We start from the raw sequence: 23074 nt of genomic DNA, 5'->3' as shown, positions 1-23074 counted from the left end.
ATTGGAAAATATTTTCTATTTTGGGCTATCATAGATGCAACGAACCATTATCCGGCGCACCGGTTCAGGCCGTGGCGCCCCTGAGGAGACCCCGCATGTTGTCTTTTCCCGCCAACCGGCCCCTGGATGTGGCCTGCCTGGGCCGGCTGGCCGTAGACCTCTACGCCCAGCAGATTGGGTGCAGTCTGGAGGCCGCGAGCAGTTTTGCCAAATACCTGGGGGGCTCGTCTGCCAACATCGCGTTTGGCACCGCCCGGCTGGGGCTGCGCTCGGCCATGGTGTCGCGTGTGGGCAATGAGCAGAACGGCCGCTTCCTGCTTGATACCCTGCGGCGCGAGGGCTGTGACGTGAGCCAGGTGCAGGTGGATGACCAGCGCCTGACCGGCATGGTGCTGCTGGGCATCAAGGACCAAGACACCTTTCCCCTGCTTTTCGCCCGCGAGAACTGCGCCGACATGGCCCTGGATGCCGATGCGATCAGCGAGGATTTTCTGGCGCGATGCCGCAGCCTGGTGATCACGGGCACGCACCTGAGCACGCCCACCGTGCTCGCCGCGAGCCGCCGTGCACTGGAGATTGCGCAACGCCATGGCCTGGTGCGGGTGCTGGACATCGACTATCGCCCCGTGCTGTGGGGGCTGGCAGCCAAAGGCGATGGCGAAACCCGCTATGTGGGCAGCGACACCGTGAGCCGCCACTTGCAGGCGCAGCTTGGATCGTTCGAGCTCATCATCGGCACCGAAGAGGAATGGCTGATCGCCGGTGGCGTGTCGGACAACCTGATGGCCAGCCTGCGCTGCGTGCGCGGGCACACGCAGGCCGTGCTGGTAGTCAAGCGGGGCCCTCTGGGCTGCAGCGTCATCGAAGGGGATGTTCCCGCCGCCCTGGACGATGCGCTCACGGTGCTGGGTGAACGTATCGAGGTGCTCAATGTGCTGGGCGCGGGCGACGCGTTTGCGTCGGGCCTGCTGTCGGGGCTGCTGCGGGGAAAAACCTGGGCCGAATCGGCGGCCATTGCCAACGCCTGTGGGGCCATCGTGGTGTCGCGCCACGGCTGCGCACCCGCCATGCCCACTCCGGCAGAGCTGGACCACTGGTTCTCGGGGCACCGCCATCCCCGGCCCGACCAGGACCCGCATCTGGCCCATCTGCACCGGGTGACGGCGGCGCGGCCGCAATGGCCCGAGCTGTTCGTGCTGGCCTATGACCACCGCGCCCAGTTTGAAGACCTGGCGCGCCAGGCCGGCGTAGACGGCGCACGCCTGCCCGGACTCAAGCAATTGCTCAATGCCGTGGTGGCCGATGTCGAGCGTGATCCTGGATGCGAGGGGCGCATGGGCGTGCTGATTGACGGGCGTATCGGCGAAGCCGCGCTGCACGACGCCACGGGCCGGGGCTGGTGGCTGGGGCGCCCGATCGAGCGGCCCGGCTCACGCCCGCTGCGTTTTGACGGAACGCATTCGCTGGCCACGCAGCTGGTGCACTGGCCACGCGAGCAGGTCGTGAAATGCCTGGTGTTCTATCACCCGGACGATGCGGCCGCGCTGCGCGCCGAGCAGGACGAGTGGCTGCAGCAGGTGTGGGAGGCCACACGCGCCAGTGGGCACGAACTGCTGCTGGAAGTGATTCCCCCGAAGGACATGCTCGCCCCGGGCGATACCGGCGAGGCCGTGCTGCGCGCCATCCGCCACTTCTACGGCATCGGCCTCAAGCCCGAGTGGTGGAAGGTTGGCACCATGGCCGCCCGCCACTGGGACGCGCTGGACGCCCTGGTGCGCGAGCGCGACCCGTACTGCCGTGGCGCGGTGATCCTGGGGCTTTCGCAGCCGGTGGAGCAGCTCATCGCAGGCTTTGCCGAGGCGCGCGCCCCCCTCGTCAAGGGTTTCATGATTGGCCGCACCGTCTGGGCTGGTCCCAGCCTGGCCTGGCTCAAGGGAGAGATCGACGATGCCGGGCTGCAGGCGCAGGTGGCCGCCAATTTCCGCCGCCTCATCGCGGGCTGGCGCGACAGCCGCCCGGCGCGGGCAACAACCGCCCCCGAGGCAGCGGGAGCGCTCGCATGACACTGCTTGTCAAGGCCAGCCCCTCGGGCCGCGTGGTGGTGGATGTGACGCCGGCCACGGCCGGATGGGCCCACGTGGGGTTCAAGGCCATGCGCCTGGGCGCAGGGGATGAGGAGTCGCTGGCCACCGGCGCGCGCGAACTGTGCATCACGGTGCTCAGCGGGCAGGTGGACGTGCACGTGGGGGCCCATGTCTACCGTGCCCTGGGCAGCCGCGCATCGGTGTTCGAAGAGGCATCGCCCACGGCCGTGTATGTACCGCCAGATCGGGCGGTGCGCATCGTGGCGCGTGGCGCTGCCGAGGTGGCATTGAGCAGCGCACCGGCGCGCGGCGTGTATCCCGAGCGGGTGATCGAGCCTGCGCAGATGCAGCGCAGCGTGCGCGGGCAGGGCAGCAACACGCGCTATGTCTGCGACATCCTGCCCGAGTCGCAGCCCGCCGAAGGACTGCTGGTGGTGGAGGTGATCACTCCCGCCGGGCACTCATCCAGCTACCCGCCGCACAAGCACGACAGTGCCGACGCCAGCCAGCCGCAGGCCGAAACCGTGCTGGAGGAAACCTACTACCACCAGCTCAATCCCGCGCAGGGTTTTGCTTTTCAGCGCGTGTACACCGACGACCGCTCGCTGGACGAATCCATGGCCGTGGAGCACCGCGACACGGTGATGGTGCCGCGCGGCTACCACCCCTGCGTGGCACCGCATGGCTATGACCTGTACTACCTCAACACCATGGCGGGGCCCGAACGCCGCTGGGCGTTCAAGAACGATCCCGCCCATGCCTGGATGGCCGCGCCGCGCTGATGCTATTTATTTAATAGCTGCTGACGTAACAACAGCAATCGCAAGAGCGCGGAAAAATTGCACATAGCCGAAAAGGTTCGCAGAAAACCTTGCCTCTGAACCGCCAACCCCTGGAGACAAACCATGAAACGCAACACCCTTCGCATCCTTGCCGGTGCACTGCTCGCCTGCACGCTCGGCGCCCAGGCGCAGACCGCCTACCCGACCCAACCCGTCAAGTGGGTGGTGCCCTACGCGCCCGGCGGCACCACCGATGTGATCGCCCGCAGCCTGGCCGTGCGCATGGGGCAGGACCTGGGCCAGCCCGTGGTGGTAGACAACAAGCCGGGCGCGGCCAGCATCATCGGCGCCACCTTCATTGCGCGCTCTGCGGCCGATGGCTATACCGTGGGCACCGCCGATTCGGGCACGCTGGCCTTCAACCCGGCCATGTATTCCGCGCTGAGCTACAACGCCGAGAAGGATTTCAGCTTCATTGGCGGCTTGGGCCGTATGCCGCTGGTGTTGGCCGTGCACCCCGATTTCCCGGCCAGGAACATGCAGGAATTTTTGGTACAGGTGCGCAAGAGTCCCGGCTCCGTCTCGTCGGCTTCGTCGGGCCCGGGCTCGCCGCTGCATGTGGCGCTGGAGCTGTTCAAACAGCGCACCGGCACGAACATCCTGCACGTGCCCTACAAGGGCTCGGCCCCGGCGCTGCAGGATCTCATGGCGGGCCAGGTGCAGTCGATGTTTGTCGATCTGCCCCCCAGCCTGTCGATGATCAAGGCGGGCAAGGTGCGGGTGCTGGCCGTGGCTACGCCGCAGCGCCTGTCCATCCTGCCCGATGTGCCCACCATGGCGGAGGCCGGCGTGCCCGGCTTTGAGGCCTATGCGTGGCAGGGGTTCGTGGGCCCGGCCAGGATGCCTGCGGCCGTGGTGGAGCGCCTGAACAAGGATCTGGCGGCAGCCCTGCGCCACACCGAGACACGCGCCAAGCTTGAAGAGATCGGCATCCAGCCCCTGTCCATGACACCGCAGCAGTTCACCGATTTCGTACGCAGTGAGCAGAAGCTGTGGGCCGGGGTGATCCGGGCCGCCAACATCCGCCTCGACTGATCGATTTGGACCCCGAAAAAAACACAGGAGAGAGACGCCATGACCATTTCCATGAACCGCCGCCATGCCTGCACCGCCCTGGCAGCCATGTCCGCAGGAGCCCTGCTGCCCGCTGCCGCGCAGACGGGCGCCTACCCCAGCAAGCCCATCGAACTCATCGTGCCCTTTGCTGCAGGCGGGGGCACCGATGTGCTGGCCCGGGCACTGGCCGAAGCGGCACGCAAGCATCTGCCGCAGGACCTGATCGTCCTCAACAAGGCGGGCGCCAGCGGCGCCGTGGGCTGGACCGAACTGGCCAACGCGCGGCCCGATGGCTACAAGCTGGCCATCATCACGGTGGAGATCACGATGATTCCGCACATGGGCATCACCAAGATCACGGCCGACAGCGTGACCCCCATCGCACGGCTGAACGCCGACCCGGCCACACTGGCCGTGCGTGCCGACTCACCCCTGCGCACCCTCGAAGACTTGCTGGCCGCTGCCCGCAAGAACCCGGGCGGCGTGCGTGTGGGCAATGCGGGGCCCGGCTCGCTGGGCCACCTGGCGGCGGCGGCGCTGGAGGACAAGGTGGGTGTGCAGTTGAACCATGCGCCGTACCGCGGGGCCAATCCCGCCGTGCTCGATCTGCTGGGCGGGCACATTGAGGCAGTGGCCGTCACGCCCGTGGAGGTGGCCACCTATGTGGCGGCGGGCAAGATCCGTCCGCTGGCTGTGATGTCCGAGCAGCGCATTGCCGCCGGCTGGGAGGCGGTGCCCACGCTCAAGGAGCGCAAGATCGACTTGGTGATCGGTGGCTGGCGCGGTCTTGCAGCCCCCAAAGGCACGCCGCCCGAGGTAGTGGCCGTGCTGCGCAATGCCATCGCCAAAACTCTGCAGGAGCCTGCGCTGCGCGACACCATGGCCCGCCAGAACATGGGAGAAGGCTACCTGGACCAGGCGGATTTCAACGCCCTGATCGCGCGGGACAACGCCACGTTCAAGCAACTGGTCGAGAAGCTGGGCATCAAGGCCTGAGCGGCCACCATGCCTGCCCGCCGGCCGGCGCCCCACGGGGCGGGCGGGAGGCGGGTTCCTTATCTTGAGAGCTCTTGCCCGCTGTGCGTGCCTGGCGGCGGACAACGCATGACGGCCTTCCCTTAAGAGCGTCCGCCTGCGTCAGGCCCTGAAGCCCGGCGCAAAGGCCTCTCGCAGCCATTCCACGAAAACCGCCACCGCGCGTGGCACATGGGCCGAGTAGGGGCGGATCGCATGGATGGTCTCGCTGAAGGTGCCGACCGGCCGCCAATCCGGCAGCACTTCGACGAGCTTGCCCGCCTGCAGCGCCGCCTGCGCGCTGAAGTCGGGCACCAGGGCGATGCCCAGGCCCGCCAGCGCCGCATCGCGCAGGGCCTCGCTGTTGTTGGCGGCCAGCGGGCCGGTCACGGGCACGGTCAGGCGCGGGGAGGCCCCCGGCACCATGGGCTCGAAGGTCCATGCCGGCGCCTCCTGGGTGCGGGGGTAGTGCAGGCAGTCGTGCTGGCGCAGGTCGTCCGGGGTCGTGGGTATGCCGGTGCGGCGCAGGTAGGCGCGGTTGGCCACCAGCACGGATTGCGTGGTGCACAGCAGCCAGGCCACATGGGTGTCGGGCGCCACGGCGGTGTGGCGGATGGCCAGGTCCAGGCCTTCGAGGGTGAGCGAGCGCAGGTTGTCCGACATGTCCAGCTCCAGCCGCACCTCCGGGTAGGCGCGCAAGAAGGCCGGTAGCCGGGGCACGAGTTGCTGGCGTGCCAGTGCCACGGGGGCGGTCACGCGCAGGCGGCCATGGGGCACGCCGGCGCGGTCGCGCACCCCGGCAAAACTCTCGGCGATGCGCTCGAAGGCTCCGCGTGTGTCGTCCACCAGTTGCCGGCCCGCCTCGGTCAGGCCCACGCTGCGCGTGGTGCGCCTCACCAGCGGAACGCCTGCCGCGCGCTCCAGCTCGGCAATGTGCTGGCTCATGGCGGCCTTGCTCACGCCCAGGCGCGCCGCCGCGCCGGTGTAGCTGCCTTGCTCGCCCAGCACCACCAGCCAGTGCAGGTGGGACCACAGGGTTTCGGGGGTGGCGCGGGTGGATGATTTCATGGCGCTATTGTTCACCATGGTGAACAATCAATTCACGGTGGCGGTCTTGGCGGGGCGGTGTGCGGCTTCTAGACTGCAGGCCACTTCCCACTGATTTTTTAAAGAGGTTTGCATGACCACAGCCAACGAGCCGACCATTGGCCACTACATCCAGGGCCAGCGCGCCGCCGGCACCAGCACCCGCAGCCAGGAGGTGACCAATCCCGCCACAGGCGCGGTGACGGGCCGCGTGGCGCTGGCCAACCGCGGCGATGTGGATGCGGCCGTGGCTGCGGCGCAGGCTGCTTTTCCGGCCTGGGCCGACACGCCACCGATCCGCCGCGCGCGCGTGCTGTTCAGGTTTCTGGAGCTGGTCAACCAGCACAAGGACGCGCTGGCCCATGCCATCACCGCAGAGCATGGCAAGGTGTTCACCGATGCGCAGGGCGAGGTGGCGCGCGGCATCGACATCATCGAATTTGCCTGCGGCATTCCGCAGCTGCTCAAGGGCGACTTCACCGACCAGGTGAGCACGGGCATCGACAACTGGACGCTGCGCCAGCCCCTGGGCGTGGTGGCGGGCATCACGCCGTTCAACTTCCCGGTGATGGTGCCGATGTGGATGTTTCCGGTGGCCATCGCTGCGGGCAACACCTTCGTGCTCAAGCCCAGCCCCACCGATCCCACGGCCTCGCTGCTGATGGCCGACCTGTTCAAGCAGGCAGGGCTGCCCGACGGTGTGTTCAACGTGGTGCAGGGCGACAAGGAGGCGGTGGATGCGCTTATCGAGCACCCCGACGTGAAGGCGGTGAGCTTTGTGGGTTCGACCCCTATTGCGAACTACATTTATGAAACCGGTGCCCGCCACGGCAAGCGCGTGCAGGCCCTGGGTGGCGCCAAGAACCACATGGTCGTGATGCCCGACGCCGACATCGACCAGGCCGTGGACGCGCTGATTGGCGCAGGCTACGGCTCGGCCGGTGAGCGCTGCATGGCCATCAGCGTGGCCGTGCTGGTGGGGGATGCCGCCGACAAGCTGGTGCCCAAGCTCATCGAGCGCACCAAGGCGCTCAAGGTGCTCAATGGCACCAACCTGGCGGCCGAGATGGGCCCCATCGTCACCCGTGCCGCCCACGAGCGCATCTCGGGCTACATCGACCTGGGCGTGAAAGAGGGCGCACAGCTGCTGGTGGATGGCCGTGGCTTTGACGGCAAGCAGGCGGGCGAAGGCTGCGAAGGCGGTTTCTGGCTGGGGGGCACGTTGTTTGACCATGTCACGCCCGCCATGCGCATCTACAAGGAAGAGATTTTCGGCCCCGTGCTGGCGGTGGTGCGCGCCAAGGATTTTGGCGAGGCCGTGCAGCTGGTCAACGACCATGAATTCGGCAACGGCGTGGCCTGCTTCACGCGCGACGGCAATGTGGCCCGGGAGTTCGGTCGCCGCATTCAGGCGGGCATGGTCGGCATCAACGTGCCGATTCCCGTGCCCATGGCCTGGCACGGCTTTGGTGGCTGGAAGCGCAGCCTGTTTGGCGACATGCACGCCTATGGCGAAGAAGGCGTGCGTTTCTATACCAAGCAAAAAAGCATCATGCAGCGCTGGCCCGAGAGTACGCCCAAGGGGGCCGAATTCGTGATGCCGACGGCGAAGTAAGGCGACTCTGTCTGTGCGAAAAAAGGGCCACAAGCCCTTTTTTTTGTGGCGGGTCAGAAGCGCTGGATCCCCAGCCCATCCAGGCTGACATCGGGGCTGCGCTGGGCGATCAGGTCGGCCACGGCGCGGGCGCTGCCGCTGGCCAGTGCCCATCCGCCCGCACCGTGCCCGGTGTTGAGCCACAGGCCTGGAACGCCGCTGGCGCCCACCACGGGCGCGCCATCGGGCAGCGTGGGGCGTGCGCCGCGCCACACCTGCAGCCCCGAAGACAGCAGGGCACCGCCCGGGAACCATTCGTTCATGCCCAGATAGAGCTGCTGCAGCGTGGGTGCGTGGTGGGGGGCATCTTGCCCGCCCAGCTCGGCCCCGCCGGTAATGCGCACGCGCTGGCCCAGGCGGGTGATGGTGATCTGGTGCAGGCTGTCCACCACGCTGGCCACGGGCGCATGCAGCGCCTCGCGCAGTGGTGCGCTGACGGAATATCCATGCACCGCCACCATGGGCAGGCGCAAGCCCAGTGGACGCAGCAGGGCGGCCGAGGCCATGCCGGCGCACAGCACCACGGCTTCAAAGGGCCGTGCGCTTCTTTCACCGTGCACCTGCACTCCCATGGGCTGGGATGTCAGCCTTGCCACGCGGGTGCCCAACGCAAACTGCACGCCGGCGGCCTGCGTGCCCTGGCGCAGCAGTTGTGCGAACAGCCGGCAGTTGCCGGCCATGGCGTCGGGCAGGTGCAGGGCGCCTGCGAGCGGGGCTTCGGGGGATAGCCCGGGTTCGATCCGGCGTGCGGCTGAGGCATCGATCTCGCGCAGCGCAATTCCGGCATCGCGCAAGACCTGCAGTGCAGGTTGCCACCGGGCCTGCTCCTGCGCAGTGCGCAGCAGGACGAGTCGCCCCTGGCTGTTTTCAAAGTCAAGCTCGTGCTCAGCGGCGATCTGCTGCAGGCGTTGCTGGCTGTAGCGGGCCAGTCCCTCGAGCGCCGACAGTTGCGCCGCCTGCGCGCCGCGCCGCGCTGCACGCTGCCAGCGCCACAGCCATGCCAGGTCGGCCCCCCGCACGCCTTGGGTCAGCCGAAGCGTGGCGCGCCGCCCCATGACCTTGAGGGGGTTGCCAAGGCCGGGTGCGGCCCAGGGGGTGAGCAGGTGCGGCGATAGCAGGCCGGCGTTGGCAAAACTGGCTTCCTCGGCTGCGGCGTTGCGTTGCTCAAAGACGGTGACCTCGTGGCCGTCGCGGGCCAGCTCGTATGCGGTGGACACGCCGACAATGCCGGCGCCCACGATGGCAATTTTCATGAATTTGAATGTTTTAGGGCTCTAGCGCTTGATGGTAAAGCGCTGGCAGCTATTATTTTTGTAGTATCTGCTCAATCTGCAGGCCCACGTTCAGCACTGCATCGTCGTGCAGGGCACCGTGCCAGACCATCAGCCCGACCGGGAGTTCCCCGGCCATGTGGCAGGGCAGCGACAGGGCGCAGCCATCGAGCATGTTCACCACACTGGTGTTGCGCAGCAGCAGGGCGTTGACGCGAAAGAACTCGGCGTCGCGCTCGGCACCGGGCGCCACATCGGCGATGGGCGGCGCCACCAGCGGCACCGTGGGCGAGAGCAGGGCGTCGAAGGGGGCCAGTGCGGCCTCCATGCGGACAATCCAGTGCTGGCGTGCGTTCAGCAGGTCAATGTAATCAGAGGCCGACATGGTGGCGCCGCGCTCAATGCGGCTGCGCACGCGCGGATCGTATTGCGATGCGCGCGTGGCCAGCAGGGGGCGGTGCCAGGCGTGGCTTTCGGCTGCGGACACGCTACCGTTGGCCTGCATGGGCCCCAGTTCTGCTGTCAGGGGCAGGGCGATTTCCTCGATGTGCGCGCCCGCACGGCGCAAGGTGTCCAGCGTGCGGTGGAACGCCCGGGCCACGGGGGCATCCAGCTCGTCGAGGAAGGTGGTGGAGGGCACCGCCAGACGCCACAGGCGCAGAGGCGCGGGGCTGCGCGTGACGCGCCGTGCGGCCAGCACCTCGTGCACAACGATGGCATCGCGCACGCTGCGCGTCATGGCGCAGGCCGTGTCCAGTGTGGTGGAAAGCGGAATGGCGCCCGTTGTGGGAACAAGGCGGGCGGTGTTCTTGAACCCCACAATGCCATTGAGCGCGGCGGGGATGCGGATGGAGCCGCCCGTGTCCGAGCCCAGCCCCACAAACGCTGCGCCGGTGGCCACCGAAACGGCCGCCCCGGACGACGAACCTCCGGGAATGCGTGGCACACCCGGTAGCGCGCCAAAGCGGCCATCCCAGGCCGCTGGCGTGCCAAAGTGCGGGTTCACACCCACCCCCGAGAACGCAAACTCCACCATGTTCGTGCGGCCGATGACCGTGCCCCCGGCCGACCGCAGGCGGGCGACTGCGGGGCAGTCCTGCAGCGCCGACGCGGCGTCGGACAGTGCCGTGGAGCCGGCGGCTGTGGGCTCACCTGCGATGTCAAACAAGTCCTTGACCGATACCGCCAGCCCGGCCAGTGGCAGTCGGGAGGAATCGCTTTGCACCACCGTGGTGCGTGCCGCTTCGGGCAAAAGGCGCGCAAAGGCGTGGTCGCAGGCGGCCGATTGCGCCACCTCAAGGCACTGCGCGAGTTCGGCGGGGGCGGTGCTGGTGCCTTCCTGCAGGCGTTGGCGGGTGGTGATCAGGTCAATAAGCATGGCTGTGCTAGAATCTTTGGGTTTTGCTGAGAGTAGCGGCGCGTGCAATGCCTTAGGTGGTGTATGCGCGGCAAAGGCGGCAAAACCAATCGCAAACCAGCCCTGTCAAGGTGTTGCGTCTTCGTGCAAATCACGGCGGCGCAAGTATTGGGGCTGGATTTTAGACCCAACCTTTGGAGTATTTTTATGTCCGTTACCATGCGCGAAATGCTGGAAGCCGGTGTCCACTTTGGTCACCAGACCCGCTTCTGGAACCCCAAGATGGCCCCCTACATCTTCGGTCATCGCAACAAGATTCACATCATCAACCTGGAAAAGTCGCTGCCACTGTTCCAGGAAGCCCAAAAGTTCGCCAAGCAGTTGGCTGCCAACCGCGGCACCATCTTGATGGTTGGTACGAAGCGCCAAGCCCGTGAAATCCTGTCCACCGAAGCCCTGCGCGCTGGTGTGCCTTTCGTTGACCAGCGCTGGCTGGGCGGCATGCTGACCAACTTCAAGACCGTCAAGACCTCGATCAAGCGTCTGAAGGAAATGAAGGCTCAACTGGAAACCGGCCTCGATAGCCTGAGCAAGAAAGAGCAGTTGACCTTCAGCCGCGAGATCGCCAAGCTTGAAAAAGACATCGGCGGCATCCAGGACATGGCTGCCCTGCCCGACGCCATCTTCGTCATCGACGTGGGTTTCCACAAGATTGCCGTGGCCGAAGCCAAGAAGCTGGGTATCCCGCTGATTGGCGTGGTTGATACCAACCACTCGCCCGAAGGCATCGACTACGTGATCCCCGGTAACGACGACTCGGCCAAGGCCGTGACGCTGTACGCCCGTGGCATCGCGGATGCGATCATCGAAGGCCGTGCGAACGCCGTGAACGAAGTGGTCAAGGCGGTTGCTCCTGAAGGTAGCGACGAGTTTGTGGAAGTGCAAGAGTCCGCTGCCTGAAGTCCCGGCTGCGCGATGTATCGCGAATAAAAGCGGGGCCCCTGGTGAGCCCCCTTTTTTTTAGCCCGAATCTGAACTGACTGAACTGAACACTGAAGGAATAAAGATGGCTGCAATTACCGCAAGCATGGTTGCCGAACTGCGTGGCAAGACCGACGCTCCCATGATGGAATGCAAGAAGGCACTGACAGAAGCCGATGGCGACATGGCCAAGGCGGAAGAACTCCTGCGCGTCAAGCTCGGCACCAAGGCCGGCAAGGCCGCATCGCGCATCACTGCCGAAGGCGTGGTGGCGAGTTATATCGACGGCGCCAAGGGTGCCCTGGTGGAAGTCAACAGCGAAACCGACTTCGTTAGCAAGAACGACAGCTTCATGGCTCTGGCCAAGGCGGCTGCCGAACTCGTGGCCAAGCACAACCCTGCCGACGTGGCTGCCCTGGGCGCTCTGCCTTACAGCCAGGACAGCTTTGGCCCCACGCTGGAAGACGTTCGCAAGGGTCTGATCGGCAAGATCGGCGAAAACATGTCTTTCCGCCGCTTCAAGTATTTTGGCGGCAGCAGCAAGCTGGCCTCTTACCTGCACGGCTCGCGCATCGGCGTCGTCGTCGAGTTCGAAGGCGACGAAGTGGCTGCCAAGGACGTGGCCATGCACATTGCCGCCATGAAGCCTGTGGCCCTGGCCAGCGCTGACGTGCCTGCCGACCTGATCGAAAAAGAGCGTTCGGTGGCGGCTGCCAAGGCGGCAGAAGACGCTGCCAAGGCCACTGCCGAAGGCAAGCCCGTGCAGTCCGACGAAATCGTTGCCAAGCGCATCGAAGGCGGCGTGCAGAAGTACCTCAAGGAAGTCTCGCTGTTCAACCAGGTTTTCGTGAAAGCAGCGGACGGCAAGCAGACCGTCGAACAGATGCTCAAGGCTGCCAACACAACCGTCAAGGGCTTTACCCTGTATGTGGTTGGCGAAGGCATCGAGAAGAAGGTGGACGACTTTGCCGCAGAAGTGGCTGCACAGGTTGCCGCTGCCAAGGCCGCTGCCTGATTTTTTCCGCAACCCCCCAAGCCCCCTATTCATCACTGGAGAAACTTCCCATGTCCAACGCTGCACCAGCCCATAAGCGCATCCTGCTCAAGCTGTCTGGTGAGGCGTTGATGGGGGATGACGCTTTCGGTATCAACCGCGCCACCATCGTTCGCATGGTGGAGGAAATTGCCGAAGTGACCCGCCTGGGCGTCCAGGTGGCCGTGGTGATTGGTGGGGGTAATATTTTTCGTGGAGTCGCGGGCGGCTCGGTCGGGATGGACCGCGCTACCGCCGACTACATGGGCATGCTGGCCACCGTGATGAATGCGCTGGCCCTGGCCGATGCCATGGACAAGCAGGGCCTCGTGGCCCGCGTGATGTCAGCCATTGCCATCGAGCAGGTCGTAGAGCCCTATGTCCGCCCCAAGGCCTTGCAGTACCTCGAAGAGGGCAAGGTTGTCGTTTTTGCGGCCGGAACGGGCAACCCGTTCTTCACCACCGACACGGCAGCGGCCCTGCGCGGCGCGGAAATTGGTGCAGAGGTTGTTCTCAAGGCCACCAAGGTTGACGGCGTTTATACTGCCGACCCGCACAAGGATCCCACGGCAACGCGCTACACAAAACTCAGTTTTGACGAGGCGATGTCGCGCAACCTGGGCATCATGGATGCAACGGCGTTTGCGTTGTGCCGTGACCAAAGGTTGCCCGTGCGCGTGTTCTCCATCATCAAGCATGGAGCGCTGAAGCGGGTTGTTATGGGTGAAGACGAAGGCACGCTGGTTTATGCCTGACCACCAGGTTCCACCTGCCGCCTGCCTGCCCTGAGGAGAAACAATGACGATTGCCGACATCAAGAAAACCGCTGAAACCAAGATGGACCAGTCTATCGCTGCGTTCAAGAACAACCTGCAGAAAATTCGCACGGGTCGTGCCAATCCGGCGCTGCTGGATACCGTGCAGGTGGAATACTACGGCTCGTTCGTGCCGTTGAGCCAGGTCGCCAACGTGGCGCTGCTGGATTCGCGCACCATCAGCGTGCAGCCCTGGGAAAAGGGTATGGGCGCCAAGATTGAAAAAGCCATCCGCGAAAGCGACCTGGGCCTGAACCCCGCATCGATGGGTGACCTCATCCGCGTGCCCATGCCGCCCATGAGCGAAGAGCGCCGCAAGGAAATGACCAAGCTGGCGCGCAACGAAGGCGAAAGCGCCAAGATTGCGGTGCGCAACCTGCGCCGCGATGCCAACGAATCCGTCAAGAAGCTGGTCAAGGACAAGCTCGCGTCCGAAGACGACCAAAAGCGCGCTGAAACTGAGGTGCAAAAGTTCACCGACAAGCACATCGCCGAGATCGATTCGCTGGTGGCGAGCAAAGAACAGGAAATCATGGCGGTCTGAGCCCCGATTCACGGCGCTCATCGTTTTACATGTCTGTACCACTGGTGGTGCCACACCACATCGCCATCGTCATGGATGGCAACGGCCGCTGGGCCACGCGCCGGTTTTTGCCGCGCCTGGCGGGCCACAAACAAGGGGTTGATTCGCTGCGCCGCTGCGCACGCGCCTGCGTGCAGCGGGGTGTGGCGGTGTTGACCGTTTTTGCTTTTTCATCTGAAAACTGGAATCGTCCGGTCGATGAGGTCTCGGGTCTCATGGAGTTGCTGGCCATGGCGCTGGCCCGCGAAGTGCCGCAGCTCAAAAAGGACGGTGTCCGCGTCTGTTTCGTAGGTGAGCGCGCGGGCCTGTCGCCCAAAGTGCGCGACGGCTTGGCGCAGGCAGAGGCCGCCACGGCGGAAAACACGCGCCTCGTTCTCAATGTGTGCTTCAACTATGGCGGCCGCTGGGACATTGCCCAGGCGGCTGCATCGCTGGCGGCGCGCGGCGAGCCCATTACCGAGGCCAGTCTGAATGGCGCGATGGCCCTCGCCCATGTGCCTGATCCGGATCTGGTGATCCGCACCGGGGGCGAAATGCGGATCAGCAACTTCCTGCTGTGGCAGGCCGCATACTCCGAGTTGTTTTTCAGCGACCGGCTGTGGCCGGATTTCGACGAGTCGGCGCTGGACGAGGCGATTGCCGCCTTCAACGGTCGCGAGCGCCGTTTTGGCAAAACATCCGAACAAATCCTGTCCGCGCATCCTGCCCCGGTGCACGGCTGAAAAGGCCCCATGCTTCTACAGCGTGTCATCACCGCTCTTGTCCTGCTGGCCATTTTGCTGCCAGCGCTTTTCTACCCATCCACGGTGCCGTTCACGTTGGTAGTGCTGGCGCTCATGGCGGCTGGTGCGTGGGAGTGGGGGCGGCTGAGCGGATATGGCCAAGCCGGTTCGCTCGTCGTGGGTGCAGCCTGCGTCGCCCTGTGTGGAGCGTCGTGGGCGCTGGGCTGGATTGACCAGCCGCTGACCGCCCTGTGGATTGTTGGCGGCGGCCTGTGGGTGCTGGGCGCCGCATGGCTTCTGCATGCCGGTGTGCCGGGCTGGGCGCGTATTCCTGCCGCGTTGCGCCTGGTGGCGGGAGTGCTCGCGCTGTGGCTTGCCTGGCTTGCCGTGGTGCAGGCGCGCCATCTTGGTGTCAATTTCCTGTTGTCTGTGCTGGTGCTTGTGTGGGTGGCCGACATTTTTGCCTATTTCGCGGGCCGTGCCTTTGGCTTGCGGTTCACCAAGAACAAGCTGGCGCCCTCCATCAGTCCCGGCAAGAGCTGGGAAGGTGTGTGGGGCGGGCTGGCGGGCGTGGTTGTGCTGGCATTTGTCTGGACAGCCGCAGATGCCCACTGGCAAGCCGCTGTGCCCAGTTTCTACAGCCGTCTGGCACAGCAGGGTGGATGGCTGCTGGTGATCTCGGTTCTGTTCATGGTGGCCATGAGCGTGGCGGGTGACCTGGTGGAGTCGCTCATCAAACGCAGCGCAGGCGTGAAAGACAGCAGCGGCCTGCTGCCGGGTCATGGCGGAGTGCTGGACCGGGTGGATGCCTTGTTGCCAACGCTTCCATTGGCCCTGATGCTGACCCGCCTCACAACACCTCTATGAAACAACGACTCACTGTTCTGGGCTCTACCGGTTCGATTGGAACCAGCACACTCGACGTGGTGGCGCGCCACCCCGACCGTTTTGAGGTGTTTGCCCTGAGTGCCGCCACCCAGGTCGATCTCATGCTGGCGCAGTGCGCTCAATTCAGTCCGCGCTTTGCGGTGATGGCCAGCGCTCCCCATGCCCGCCTGCTGGCCGAAAAAATCAAGGCAAATGGGCTGAAAACCACCGTCCTCCAATCGTCAGATGCTCTTGAAATAATAGCATCCAACGACGATGTGGACACGGTCATGGCAGCCATTGTCGGGTCGGCAGGGCTGGCGCCTTGTCTCGCTGCGGCATGGGCAGGAAAGCGTCTTTTGCTGGCCAACAAGGAAGCGCTGGTGGTGGGAGGCGACGTGTTTCTGGACGCGGTGCGCGAAGGGGCGGCCACGTTGCTGCCGATCGACAGCGAGCATTCGGCCATCTTTCAGTCCCTGCCCGAAGATCCGGCCACCTGGACGCAGCGGGTAGAAAAAATCATTCTGACTGCATCGGGGGGGCCGTTTCGTACCCGCACGCCTGATTCGCTGCGTGATGTCACGCCAGAGCAGGCCTGTGCCCATCCCAACTGGAACATGGGGCGCAAGATTTCGGTGGATTCGGCGACCATGATGAACAAGGCGCTGGAGGTGATTGAGGCGCGCTATCTCTTTGGTCTGGCTCCGGTGCAGCTGGATGTGGTGATCCACCCCCAAAGCATCATCCACTCCATGGTGCAGTACCGCGACACCTCGGTGGTGGCGCAGCTGGGTACCCCCGACATGCGGGTGCCCATCGCCTATGGTCTGGCGTGGCCTGAGCGGGTTGAGTCAGGGGCCGCAGCGCTGAATTTTCACGCACTCTCGGCCATGACTTTCGAGGCCATTGATGGGCATGGGCATCGCGACAGGTTTCCTGGATTGCAGCTGGCGTGGGATGCCTTGGCGGCTCCGCAGGGCACCACAGCGGTCCTGAATGCGGCCAACGAGGTGGCGGTGGCGGCCTTTCTAGAGCGTCGTATCCGGTTTGATCAGATTCACCACCTCAATATTGCAACTTTAGAGGCGGTTTCTCCCTCGAACCCCGATTCGCTCAATGCCTTGTTGGCCCTGGATGCCCAGGCGCGCAGTGTTGCCGAGCAGGCCATCGGCCGACTGGCGGCCTGAGTGCGGTTGATTCACGGAGTTTTCGCATGCTGCTGACCCTCGTCGCTTTTGTTGTTGCCCTGGGCTTGCTGATCGCCGCCCATGAGTATGGGCATTACCGGGTGGCCGTGGCGTGCGGTGTCAAGGTATTGCGGTTCTCGGTGGGTTTTGGCAAGCCTCTGCTGCGCTGGCAACCCAAGGGCTCGCCCACCGAGTTTGTTTTGAGCGCGTTTCCGTTGGGCGGCTATGTGCGCATGCTCGATGAGCGTGAGGCGCCCGTGCCCGAGGCCGAGCGGCATCTTGCCTTCAACACGCAGCCCTTGCGCTCGCGCGCAGCCATCGTGGCGGCGGGCCCCATTGCCAACCTGCTCTTGGCAGTGCTGTTGTATTCGGTGGTGAACTGGAGCGGTGTCCAGGAGCCCAAAGCGCTGCTGGCCAGCCCGGTAGCGGGCTCGGTAGCGCAGGCTGCAGGTCTGCGTGGCGGGGAGTTGGTGCACGGTGCGGCCCTCGGTTCGGGCGAACTGGAGCCAGTGCGTTCTTTTGAAGACCTGCGCTGGTTGTTGACCCGCGGCGCCCTGGAAGGCGAACGGGTCCGGCTGGAGGTTGAACCGACGCCTGGAGCTCTGCACCGCGAGGTATTGCTCGACATGGAGCAGATCGATGCGCGCGAAGCAGATGCGCAACTCTTTCGCAAGGTGGGGCTTCTAGGCCCCTGGACACGGCCCGTGCTGGGTGAAATCATGGCCGATAGCGCTGCGCAGCGCGCGGGACTCCGCCAAGGCGACGTGGTACAGAAAATAGGCGCAGTGGAGGTGGTGGATGGCCAGCAGCTGCGTGAGCTGATTCGCCAGTCCGTGCGTGCCGACTCGGCCGTAGTGCAGCCCTGGCGTATCGAGCGCGGCGGCCAGCAGATGACCGTGGACGTGATGCCCGACGTTCACAAGGAACAAACCGGCAGTGTGGGCCGCATCGGCGCCTATGTCGGCGCGCCGCCCGAGTTTGTCACGGTGCAGCACGGCCCGCTGGAAGGAGCGTGGAACGGCATAGTGCGTACCTGGGATGTATCTGTCCTGACGCTGCGGATGATGGGCCGCATGGTCGTGGGTCAGGCGTCGCTGAAGAACCTGAGCGGGCCCCTCACCATTGCCGACTACGCGGGCCGCTCGGCCAGCATGGGCTTTACACAGTATCTGGTTTTCCTGGCGCTCATCAGCGTCAGCCTTGGGGTGCTGAACCTGCTGCCCTTGCCTGTCCTCGATGGTGGGCACCTGATGTATTATCTTTGGGAGGGCGTGACGGGCCGGAAGGTGTCGGATGCGTGGATGGAGCACCTGCAGCGCGGTGGCGTGGCGGTTCTTCTTCTCATGATGTCCATTGCCCTGTTCAACGATATCACCCGGCTCTTTGGCTAAACTTTTTGCTGCATTTCCCTGCGACTTGCGGCTCCCGCTTCACTCATGAAAAAACACATCAATCGCCTGGGCGTGCGCACTGCATCGGCCGTTGCCGCCATGGTTTTGGTCGCCAATGCGGCGTGGGCCCTGGAGCCCTTCAAGGTGCAGGACATTCGGGTGGAGGGGCTGCAGCGTGTGGAGCCCGGCACCATCTTCGCATCCATGCCACTGCGCGTGGGCGATGACTACAACGACGAAAAGGGCGCCGCCGCCATTCGGGCCCTGTTTGGTCTGGGGCTTTTCAAGGACGTCCGGCTGGAGGCCACTGGTAACGTGCTGGTCGTCGTGGTCGAAGAGCGTCCCACCATTGCCGATGTCGAATTTGCGGGCACCAAGGAGTTCGACAAGGAGGCCCTCAAGAAGAGCATGCGCGACGTGGGGCTGACAGAAGGCCGGCCTTATGACAAGGCACTGGCCGACCGGGCCGAGCAGGAGCTCAAGCGCCAGTACATCAACAAGAGCCTGTACGGGGCCGAGGTGGTTACCACCGTGACGCCCATTGAGCGTAACCGTGTCAACCTCACCTTCACGGTGGTGGAGGGCGAGCCGGCGCGCATCAAGGAAGTGCGCATTGTGGGCAACAAGGCTTTCAGCGAGTCCACGCTCAAGGGGTTGTTCGACCAGGACACCGGCGGCTGGCTGAGTTGGTACACCAAGTCGGACCGCTATGCCCGCGCAAAGCTCAATGCCGATCTGGAGACGCTGCGTTCCTACTATCTCCAGCGCGGATACCTTGAGTTTCGCGTGGACTCCACCCAGGTGGCCATCTCGCCCGACAAGCAGGACATTTCCATTGTGGTCAATGTCTCCGAAGGCGAGCGGTTTGTGGTGTCGGGAGTCAAGCTCGAAGGCAACTACCTCGATCGTGAAGACGAGTTCAAATCGCTGGTCGCCATCCGTCCCGGCGAGCCCTACAACGCTGATCAGGTCACCGAAACTACCAAGGCCTTCTCCGAATACTTTGGTCGATTCGGTTTTGCGTTTGCGCGTGTCGAGGCGGTGCCGGACATTGACCGCGAAAACAACCGCGTGTCGCTGGTGCTTCAGGCCGAACCGGCCCGCCGGGCTTACGTGCGGCGCATCAATGTGAGCGGCAACAACCGCACCCGTGATGAAGTCGTGCGCCGCGAATTCCGGCAGTATGAGTCTTCGTGGTACGACGGCGAGAAGATCCGCCTGTCGCGGGACCGTGTGGACCGTCTCGGGTACTTTACCGAGGTGGGAATCGAAACCCAGGAAGTGCCCGGATCGCCGGACCAGGTTGACCTTGTGATCAGCGTCGCCGAAAAACCCACCGGGTCTTTGCAGCTCGGTGCGGGTTTCTCCAGCGCTGAAAAGGTGTCCTTGTCATTTGCCGTCAAGCAGGAAAACGTATTCGGTTCAGGCAACTACCTGGGGGTGGATGTCAACACCAGCAAGTACCGCCGTACTTTGGTGTTCAGCACCACCAACCCGTACTTCACACAGGATGGCATCTCTCGAACGCTGGACCTTTACTACCGCACCGACAAGCCCTATGAAGATCAGGGTGGCAATTACCAGCTGGTCACTACGGGTGCATCCATGCGTTTCGGGGTGCCCTTCAGTGAGACAGATACCGTATTCTTCGGGGGCGGCATAGAGCAGACCAAGATCAAGCCTGGCACCAACATCCCGGCCGCGTACCTTGCCTACGCAGACACCTACGGCTTCAGCAGCAGCTCCATTCCCCTGACCATCGGTTGGTCGCGCGATGACCGTGACAGCGCGCTGGCTCCAAATTCGGGTCGTTACCAGCGGCTCAATTCCGAATGGTCTGTGGCGGGTGACGCGCGCTACCTGCGGGCGAACTACCAGTACCAGCAATACATCCCGTTGAACAAGCGGTTCACGGTGGCCTTCAATGGCGAGCTGGGTTATGGCAAGGGCATGAATGGTCGTCCGTTTCCGGTGTTCAAGAACTTCTACTCCGGTGGCCTGGGTTCAGTGCGTGGTTTTGACCAAGGCACCCTGGGACCGCGCGATGTGACGGGCGCCTCTTTGGGCGGGCCGAAGAAAGTTACGCTCAATGCCGAGCTGATGGTGCCGTTTCCAGGCGCTGGCAATGACCGCACGCTGCGCCTGTTCACCTTTGTGGATGTGGGCAATGTGTATGGTGAAAATGACAAGGTCAGTTTCAGCGACATGCGCGCGTCAGCGGGTGTGGGCTTGAGCTGGATTTCCCCCTTGGGTCCGCTGCGTCTTGCCTATGCACAACCGGTGCGCAAGTTCGCCGGCGATAGAATTCAGAAACTTCAATTCCAGATTGGTACGTCCTTCTAATGAAATCACTTTCCCGTCATTTCACACTGGCCCTGCTGCTGAGCGCGCTGGCCGTGGCTTCCCCTGCGCTGCAGGCACAAGAGTTCAAGGCCGGTTTCGTCAACACCGACCGCATCTTCCGCGAGGCCACTACCGCCAAGGCGGCCCAGGCCAAGCTGGAGCAGGAGTTTTCCCGTCGCGAGAAGGAACTGATCGAGTCGGGTAATGCCCTGAAGTCCGCCACCGAAAAATTCGAGCGCGAGGCTCCCACCATGGCCGAAAGCCAGCGCACCACGCGCCAGCGTCAGCTGGTGGACCAGGATCGCGAGTTCCAGCGCAAGCGCCGTGAGTTCCAGGAAGACCTGAACGTGCGCAAGAACGAAGAACTTGCCCAGGTTCTCGAGCGTGCCAACAAGGTGGTCAAGCAGGTTGCCGAAGCTGAGAAGTACGACGTCATCCTGCAGGAAGCCGTCTATATCAACCCCAAGCACGACATCACTGACCGGGTGATCAAGGCGCTGAATGCTGCAGGCAAGTGAGCTGCGGCGCAGGGTGGGCGGCGCGTGAGCTTGCTCCTTGGGAACATTGTTGACGCGCTGGGCGGATCGCTGGAAGGAGGGCTGCGGGACACCGCGGTGCTCCGGATCGCGCCGCTCGAAACCGCCGGCCCAGGGGACATCAGTTTTCTGAGCCACCCGCGCTACCAGCAGCAACTGGCCGCCTCCCGGGCGGCCTGTGTCATTGTGGCGCCCGCCATGCGCGAGCCTGCGCTGGCGCGGGGGGCATGCATTGTGGCGGACAACCCCTACGTCTATTTCGCACGGGTCACGCAGCTTTGGCGGAAGCACCATGGTGCTGCCGTGCAATCCGGCGTGCATCCCAGCGCCGTGGTGGATGCCGGCGCGGTCGTGCATCCCAGTGCGTCGGTGGGCCCGCTGTGCGTTGTGGAGCGCGGCGCGCACATTGGTGCAGGCACGGTGCTGAAGTCGCGTGTGACGGTGGGCGAAAACTGCCACATTGGCGCGCGCTGCATTGTGCACGCGGGTGTGGTGATAGGCGCCGATGGCTTTGGCTTTGCGCCACAGGGCGGTGAATGGATCAAGATTGAACAGCTGGGTGCGGTGCGCATTGGCGACGACGTGGAAATCGGCGCCAACACCTGCATTGATCGTGGTGCGCTTCAAGACACCGTCATTGAAGACGGCGTCAAACTCGACAACCTGATCCAGATCGGCCACAACGTTCACATTGGCAAGCACTCGGCCATGGCCGGGTGCGTGGGGGTGGCCGGTAGTGCCACCATTGGCGCGCACTGCACTGTCGGTGGCGGCGCCATCGTGCTGGGCCATCTCGAACTGGCCGACAACGTGCACATCTCTGCAGCCACGGTTGTCACGCGCTCGCTCACCAAGCCGGGTCAATACACCGGTATGTTTCCCATCGACGACAATGCGCGCTGGGAAAAAAACGCTGCCACACTCAAACAACTGTACAGCTTGCGAGAGCGCGTCAAGGCGCTGGAGCAGGCTCTCAAGGCAGCATGAACGGAAGAACAACTCGATGATGGATATTCACGCAATTCTCAAGCAACTGCCTCACCGCTACCCGTTTCTTCTGGTGGACAAGGTGATCGAGCTTGAGAGCAACACCCGCATCAAGGCGATCAAGAACGTAACGTTCAACGAGCCTTATTTCATGGGGCACTTTCCCGGACACCCTGTGATGCCGGGGGTGCTGATCCTGGAAGCGCTGGCGCAGGCGGCGGGTCTGCTGGCGTTTGACGCCATGGGCAAGGTGCCCGATGAAAACAACATCTACTATTTTGTCGGCATCGACGGTGCGCGTTTCAAGCGCCCGGTGGAGCCCGGTGACCAGTTGATCCTGGAAATCACGATCGACCGCGTGCGTGGTGGCATCTGGAAGTTCAAGGGCGTGGCGCGTGTGGGCGAGGAAGTGGCCTGCGAGGCCGAACTCATGTGCACGATGCGCAGCGTTGGCTGAGTGCGCCTTTGCAAGCCGTGAGCAACATCCATCCCACAGCCATCGTCGATCCGCGCGCTGAAATCGACGCGACGGCCAGCATCGGGCCATACAGCGTGATCGGTGCCCATGTGGTCATCGGGGCGGGCACCACCGTGGGCCCGCACTGCGTGATCGACGGGCGCACCACGCTGGGCCGCGACAACCATATCTTCCAGTTCAACTCCATTGGCGCGATTCCCCAGGACAAAAAGTATGCGGGCGAACCCACCGAGCTGGTGATTGGCGACCGCAACACCATCCGCGAGTTTTGTACCCTGAACCTCGGGGTGCCCCAGGCCGGCGGCATCACCACGGTGGGCAATGACAACTGGATCATGGCCTACACCCACATCGCCCACGATTGCCATGTGGGCAACCACACCACTCTGGCCAACAACACCACGCTGGCCGGACATGTGCACCTGGGTGACTGGGTGACGGTGGGCGGCCTCACCGGCATTCACCAGTTCGTAAAGATCGGGGCACATGCCATGGTGGGATTTGCCAGCGCGGTGGCGCAAGACGTGCCGCCGTTCATGCTGGTGGACGGCAACCCGCTGGCCGTGCGCGGCTACAACCTGGTGGGGCTGCGTCGCCGGGGCTTTTCTGCCGAGCGGCTGGGCGCTGTCAAGCAGATGCACAAGATGCTTTATCGCCAAGGCCTCACGCTGGAGGCTGCGCGTGCGGCCATCGCGGACCTCCTGCAGTCGGTGCCCGAGGCCGCTGGCGACGTGGCGATGATGGAGCAGTTCCTGGCCGACGCCACGCGCGGCATCGCGCGCTGAAG

Annotated in this window: 21 protein-coding genes; 18 read left to right on the top strand and 3 right to left on the bottom strand. The window is 64.2% G+C overall.

Features of this window, described 5'->3' with window-relative positions:
- The first annotated feature begins 95 nt into the window (after positions 1-95).
- The 4 genes from iolC (at position 96) to B7Y64_RS04310 (ending at position 4978) form a co-directional block, all read left to right on the top strand.
- On the top strand, positions 96-2063 hold the full coding sequence (gene iolC / locus B7Y64_RS04325; RefSeq protein ID WP_291324257.1) for a 5-dehydro-2-deoxygluconokinase: 1968 nt from the start codon (positions 96-98) through the stop codon (positions 2061-2063).
- Positions 2060-2866 carry a 5-deoxy-glucuronate isomerase gene (gene iolB, locus B7Y64_RS04320; RefSeq protein WP_291324258.1) on the top strand — a complete coding sequence of 269 codons (807 nt, stop codon included), beginning with the start codon at positions 2060-2062 and terminating at the stop codon, positions 2864-2866. The genes iolC and iolB overlap by 4 nt, the downstream gene beginning before the upstream one ends.
- Before the next feature lie 123 nt (positions 2867-2989).
- Positions 2990-3961, top strand: coding sequence for a tripartite tricarboxylate transporter substrate binding protein (locus B7Y64_RS04315; protein ID WP_291324259.1), 972 nt, complete (start codon positions 2990-2992; stop codon positions 3959-3961).
- Positions 3962-4000: 39 nt separating this feature from the next.
- A complete protein-coding gene (locus tag B7Y64_RS04310) occupies positions 4001-4978 on the top strand; it encodes a tripartite tricarboxylate transporter substrate binding protein (RefSeq protein ID WP_291324260.1) in 978 nt (325 codons plus the stop codon).
- Between the two features lie 141 nt (positions 4979-5119).
- Here the strand turns inward: B7Y64_RS04310 and B7Y64_RS04305 are convergent, their stop codons facing one another.
- On the bottom strand, positions 5120-6064 hold the full coding sequence (locus B7Y64_RS04305) for a LysR family transcriptional regulator (RefSeq protein WP_291324261.1): 945 nt from the start codon (positions 6062-6064) through the stop codon (positions 5120-5122).
- 112 nt (positions 6065-6176) lie between these two features.
- On the opposite strand from B7Y64_RS04305, the gene B7Y64_RS04300 reads away from it, so the two are divergent.
- Positions 6177-7697: a CoA-acylating methylmalonate-semialdehyde dehydrogenase gene (locus tag B7Y64_RS04300; RefSeq protein WP_291328418.1), complete on the top strand. Its 1521-nt coding sequence runs from the start codon at positions 6177-6179 to the stop codon at positions 7695-7697.
- A 53-nt stretch (positions 7698-7750) separates the two neighbouring features.
- Here B7Y64_RS04300 and B7Y64_RS04295 read toward each other — a convergent pair whose 3' ends face one another.
- Together B7Y64_RS04295 and B7Y64_RS04290 are read right to left on the bottom strand one after the other, a co-directional pair.
- Positions 7751-8989 (bottom strand): FAD-dependent oxidoreductase, encoded by a 1239-nt coding sequence (locus tag B7Y64_RS04295; RefSeq protein WP_291328416.1) that lies wholly within the window; start codon positions 8987-8989, stop codon positions 7751-7753.
- A 52-nt stretch (positions 8990-9041) separates the two neighbouring features.
- Positions 9042-10385 carry an amidase gene (locus B7Y64_RS04290; RefSeq protein WP_291324262.1) on the bottom strand — a complete coding sequence of 448 codons (1344 nt, stop codon included), beginning with the start codon at positions 10383-10385 and terminating at the stop codon, positions 9042-9044.
- A 186-nt stretch (positions 10386-10571) separates the two neighbouring features.
- Here B7Y64_RS04290 and rpsB point away from each other — a divergent pair, with 186 nt between their 5' ends.
- The 13 genes from rpsB (at position 10572) to lpxA (ending at position 23072) form a co-directional block, all read left to right on the top strand.
- A complete protein-coding gene (gene rpsB, locus B7Y64_RS04285) occupies positions 10572-11324 on the top strand; it encodes a 30S ribosomal protein S2 (RefSeq protein ID WP_024814634.1) in 753 nt (250 codons plus the stop codon).
- 106 nt (positions 11325-11430) lie between these two features.
- Positions 11431-12360, top strand: a complete 930-nt coding sequence (tsf, locus tag B7Y64_RS04280) for a translation elongation factor Ts (protein ID WP_024814635.1) — start codon at positions 11431-11433, stop codon at positions 12358-12360.
- Positions 12361-12410: 50 nt separating this feature from the next.
- A complete protein-coding gene (gene pyrH / locus B7Y64_RS04275) occupies positions 12411-13133 on the top strand; it encodes a UMP kinase (RefSeq protein WP_024814636.1) in 723 nt (240 codons plus the stop codon).
- Positions 13134-13176: 43 nt separating this feature from the next.
- Positions 13177-13737, top strand: coding sequence for a ribosome recycling factor (frr, locus tag B7Y64_RS04270; protein ID WP_291324263.1), 561 nt, complete (start codon positions 13177-13179; stop codon positions 13735-13737).
- A 29-nt stretch (positions 13738-13766) separates the two neighbouring features.
- Positions 13767-14498: a polyprenyl diphosphate synthase gene (uppS, locus tag B7Y64_RS04265; RefSeq protein ID WP_291324264.1), complete on the top strand. Its 732-nt coding sequence runs from the start codon at positions 13767-13769 to the stop codon at positions 14496-14498.
- A gap of 9 nt (positions 14499-14507) precedes the next feature.
- On the top strand, positions 14508-15365 hold the full coding sequence (locus tag B7Y64_RS04260; RefSeq protein WP_291324265.1) for a phosphatidate cytidylyltransferase: 858 nt from the start codon (positions 14508-14510) through the stop codon (positions 15363-15365).
- The gene (gene ispC / locus B7Y64_RS04255) at positions 15362-16552 is read left to right on the top strand and encodes a 1-deoxy-D-xylulose-5-phosphate reductoisomerase (RefSeq protein WP_291324266.1); all 1191 of its coding nucleotides are present in this window, start codon (positions 15362-15364) and stop codon (positions 16550-16552) included. Before B7Y64_RS04260 ends, ispC begins: the two co-directional genes overlap by 4 nt.
- A 26-nt stretch (positions 16553-16578) precedes the next feature.
- On the top strand, positions 16579-17943 hold the full coding sequence (gene rseP, locus B7Y64_RS04250) for an RIP metalloprotease RseP (protein WP_111864451.1): 1365 nt from the start codon (positions 16579-16581) through the stop codon (positions 17941-17943).
- A 45-nt stretch (positions 17944-17988) separates the two neighbouring features.
- Entirely contained in the window at positions 17989-20286 is a 2298-nt protein-coding gene (bamA, locus tag B7Y64_RS04245; RefSeq protein ID WP_024814642.1) for an outer membrane protein assembly factor BamA, read from the top strand.
- The gene (locus B7Y64_RS04240) at positions 20286-20804 is read left to right on the top strand and encodes an OmpH family outer membrane protein (RefSeq protein WP_024814643.1); all 519 of its coding nucleotides are present in this window, start codon (positions 20286-20288) and stop codon (positions 20802-20804) included. The genes bamA and B7Y64_RS04240 overlap by 1 nt, the downstream gene beginning before the upstream one ends.
- A 24-nt stretch (positions 20805-20828) precedes the next feature.
- Positions 20829-21809 (top strand): UDP-3-O-(3-hydroxymyristoyl)glucosamine N-acyltransferase, encoded by a 981-nt coding sequence (gene lpxD, locus B7Y64_RS04235; protein WP_291324267.1) that lies wholly within the window; start codon positions 20829-20831, stop codon positions 21807-21809.
- Between the two features lie 16 nt (positions 21810-21825).
- Complete coding sequence (fabZ, locus tag B7Y64_RS04230; protein ID WP_024814645.1) at positions 21826-22266, top strand: 3-hydroxyacyl-ACP dehydratase FabZ; 441 nt, start codon at positions 21826-21828, stop codon at positions 22264-22266.
- Positions 22267-22283: 17 nt separating this feature from the next.
- The gene (gene lpxA / locus B7Y64_RS04225; protein ID WP_024814646.1) at positions 22284-23072 is read left to right on the top strand and encodes an acyl-ACP--UDP-N-acetylglucosamine O-acyltransferase; all 789 of its coding nucleotides are present in this window, start codon (positions 22284-22286) and stop codon (positions 23070-23072) included.
- The last annotated feature ends 2 nt before the right edge of the window (positions 23073-23074 follow it).

This window comes from Acidovorax sp. 35-64-16 (assembly GCF_002281195.1).
Classification (GTDB): domain Bacteria; phylum Pseudomonadota; class Gammaproteobacteria; order Burkholderiales; family Burkholderiaceae_C; genus Acidovorax; species Acidovorax defluvii.
This window is presented reverse-complemented; position numbering and strand designations above follow the sequence as displayed.

Bases quoted from the DNA above. Each gene is read 5' to 3' on its own strand.
- iolC (WP_291324257.1), top strand. From the start codon at position 96: ATGTTGTCTTTTCCCGCCAACCGGCCCCTGGATGTGGCCTGCCTGGGC.
- iolB (WP_291324258.1), top strand. From the start codon at position 2,060: ATGACACTGCTTGTCAAGGCCAGCCCCTCGGGCCGCGTGGTGGTGGAT.
- B7Y64_RS04315 (WP_291324259.1), top strand. From the start codon at position 2,990: ATGAAACGCAACACCCTTCGCATCCTTGCCGGTGCACTGCTCGCCTGC.
- B7Y64_RS04310 (WP_291324260.1), top strand. From the start codon at position 4,001: ATGACCATTTCCATGAACCGCCGCCATGCCTGCACCGCCCTGGCAGCC.
- B7Y64_RS04305 (WP_291324261.1), bottom strand. From the start codon at position 6,064: ATGAAATCATCCACCCGCGCCACCCCCGAAACCCTGTGGTCCCACCTG.
- B7Y64_RS04300 (WP_291328418.1), top strand. From the start codon at position 6,177: ATGACCACAGCCAACGAGCCGACCATTGGCCACTACATCCAGGGCCAG.
- B7Y64_RS04295 (WP_291328416.1), bottom strand. From the start codon at position 8,989: ATGAAAATTGCCATCGTGGGCGCCGGCATTGTCGGCGTGTCCACCGCA.
- B7Y64_RS04290 (WP_291324262.1), bottom strand. From the start codon at position 10,385: ATGCTTATTGACCTGATCACCACCCGCCAACGCCTGCAGGAAGGCACC.
- rpsB (WP_024814634.1), top strand. From the start codon at position 10,572: ATGTCCGTTACCATGCGCGAAATGCTGGAAGCCGGTGTCCACTTTGGT.
- tsf (WP_024814635.1), top strand. From the start codon at position 11,431: ATGGCTGCAATTACCGCAAGCATGGTTGCCGAACTGCGTGGCAAGACC.
- pyrH (WP_024814636.1), top strand. From the start codon at position 12,411: ATGTCCAACGCTGCACCAGCCCATAAGCGCATCCTGCTCAAGCTGTCT.
- frr (WP_291324263.1), top strand. From the start codon at position 13,177: ATGACGATTGCCGACATCAAGAAAACCGCTGAAACCAAGATGGACCAG.
- uppS (WP_291324264.1), top strand. From the start codon at position 13,767: ATGTCTGTACCACTGGTGGTGCCACACCACATCGCCATCGTCATGGAT.
- B7Y64_RS04260 (WP_291324265.1), top strand. From the start codon at position 14,508: ATGCTTCTACAGCGTGTCATCACCGCTCTTGTCCTGCTGGCCATTTTG.
- ispC (WP_291324266.1), top strand. From the start codon at position 15,362: ATGAAACAACGACTCACTGTTCTGGGCTCTACCGGTTCGATTGGAACC.
- rseP (WP_111864451.1), top strand. From the start codon at position 16,579: ATGCTGCTGACCCTCGTCGCTTTTGTTGTTGCCCTGGGCTTGCTGATC.
- bamA (WP_024814642.1), top strand. From the start codon at position 17,989: ATGAAAAAACACATCAATCGCCTGGGCGTGCGCACTGCATCGGCCGTT.
- B7Y64_RS04240 (WP_024814643.1), top strand. From the start codon at position 20,286: ATGAAATCACTTTCCCGTCATTTCACACTGGCCCTGCTGCTGAGCGCG.
- fabZ (WP_024814645.1), top strand. From the start codon at position 21,826: ATGATGGATATTCACGCAATTCTCAAGCAACTGCCTCACCGCTACCCG.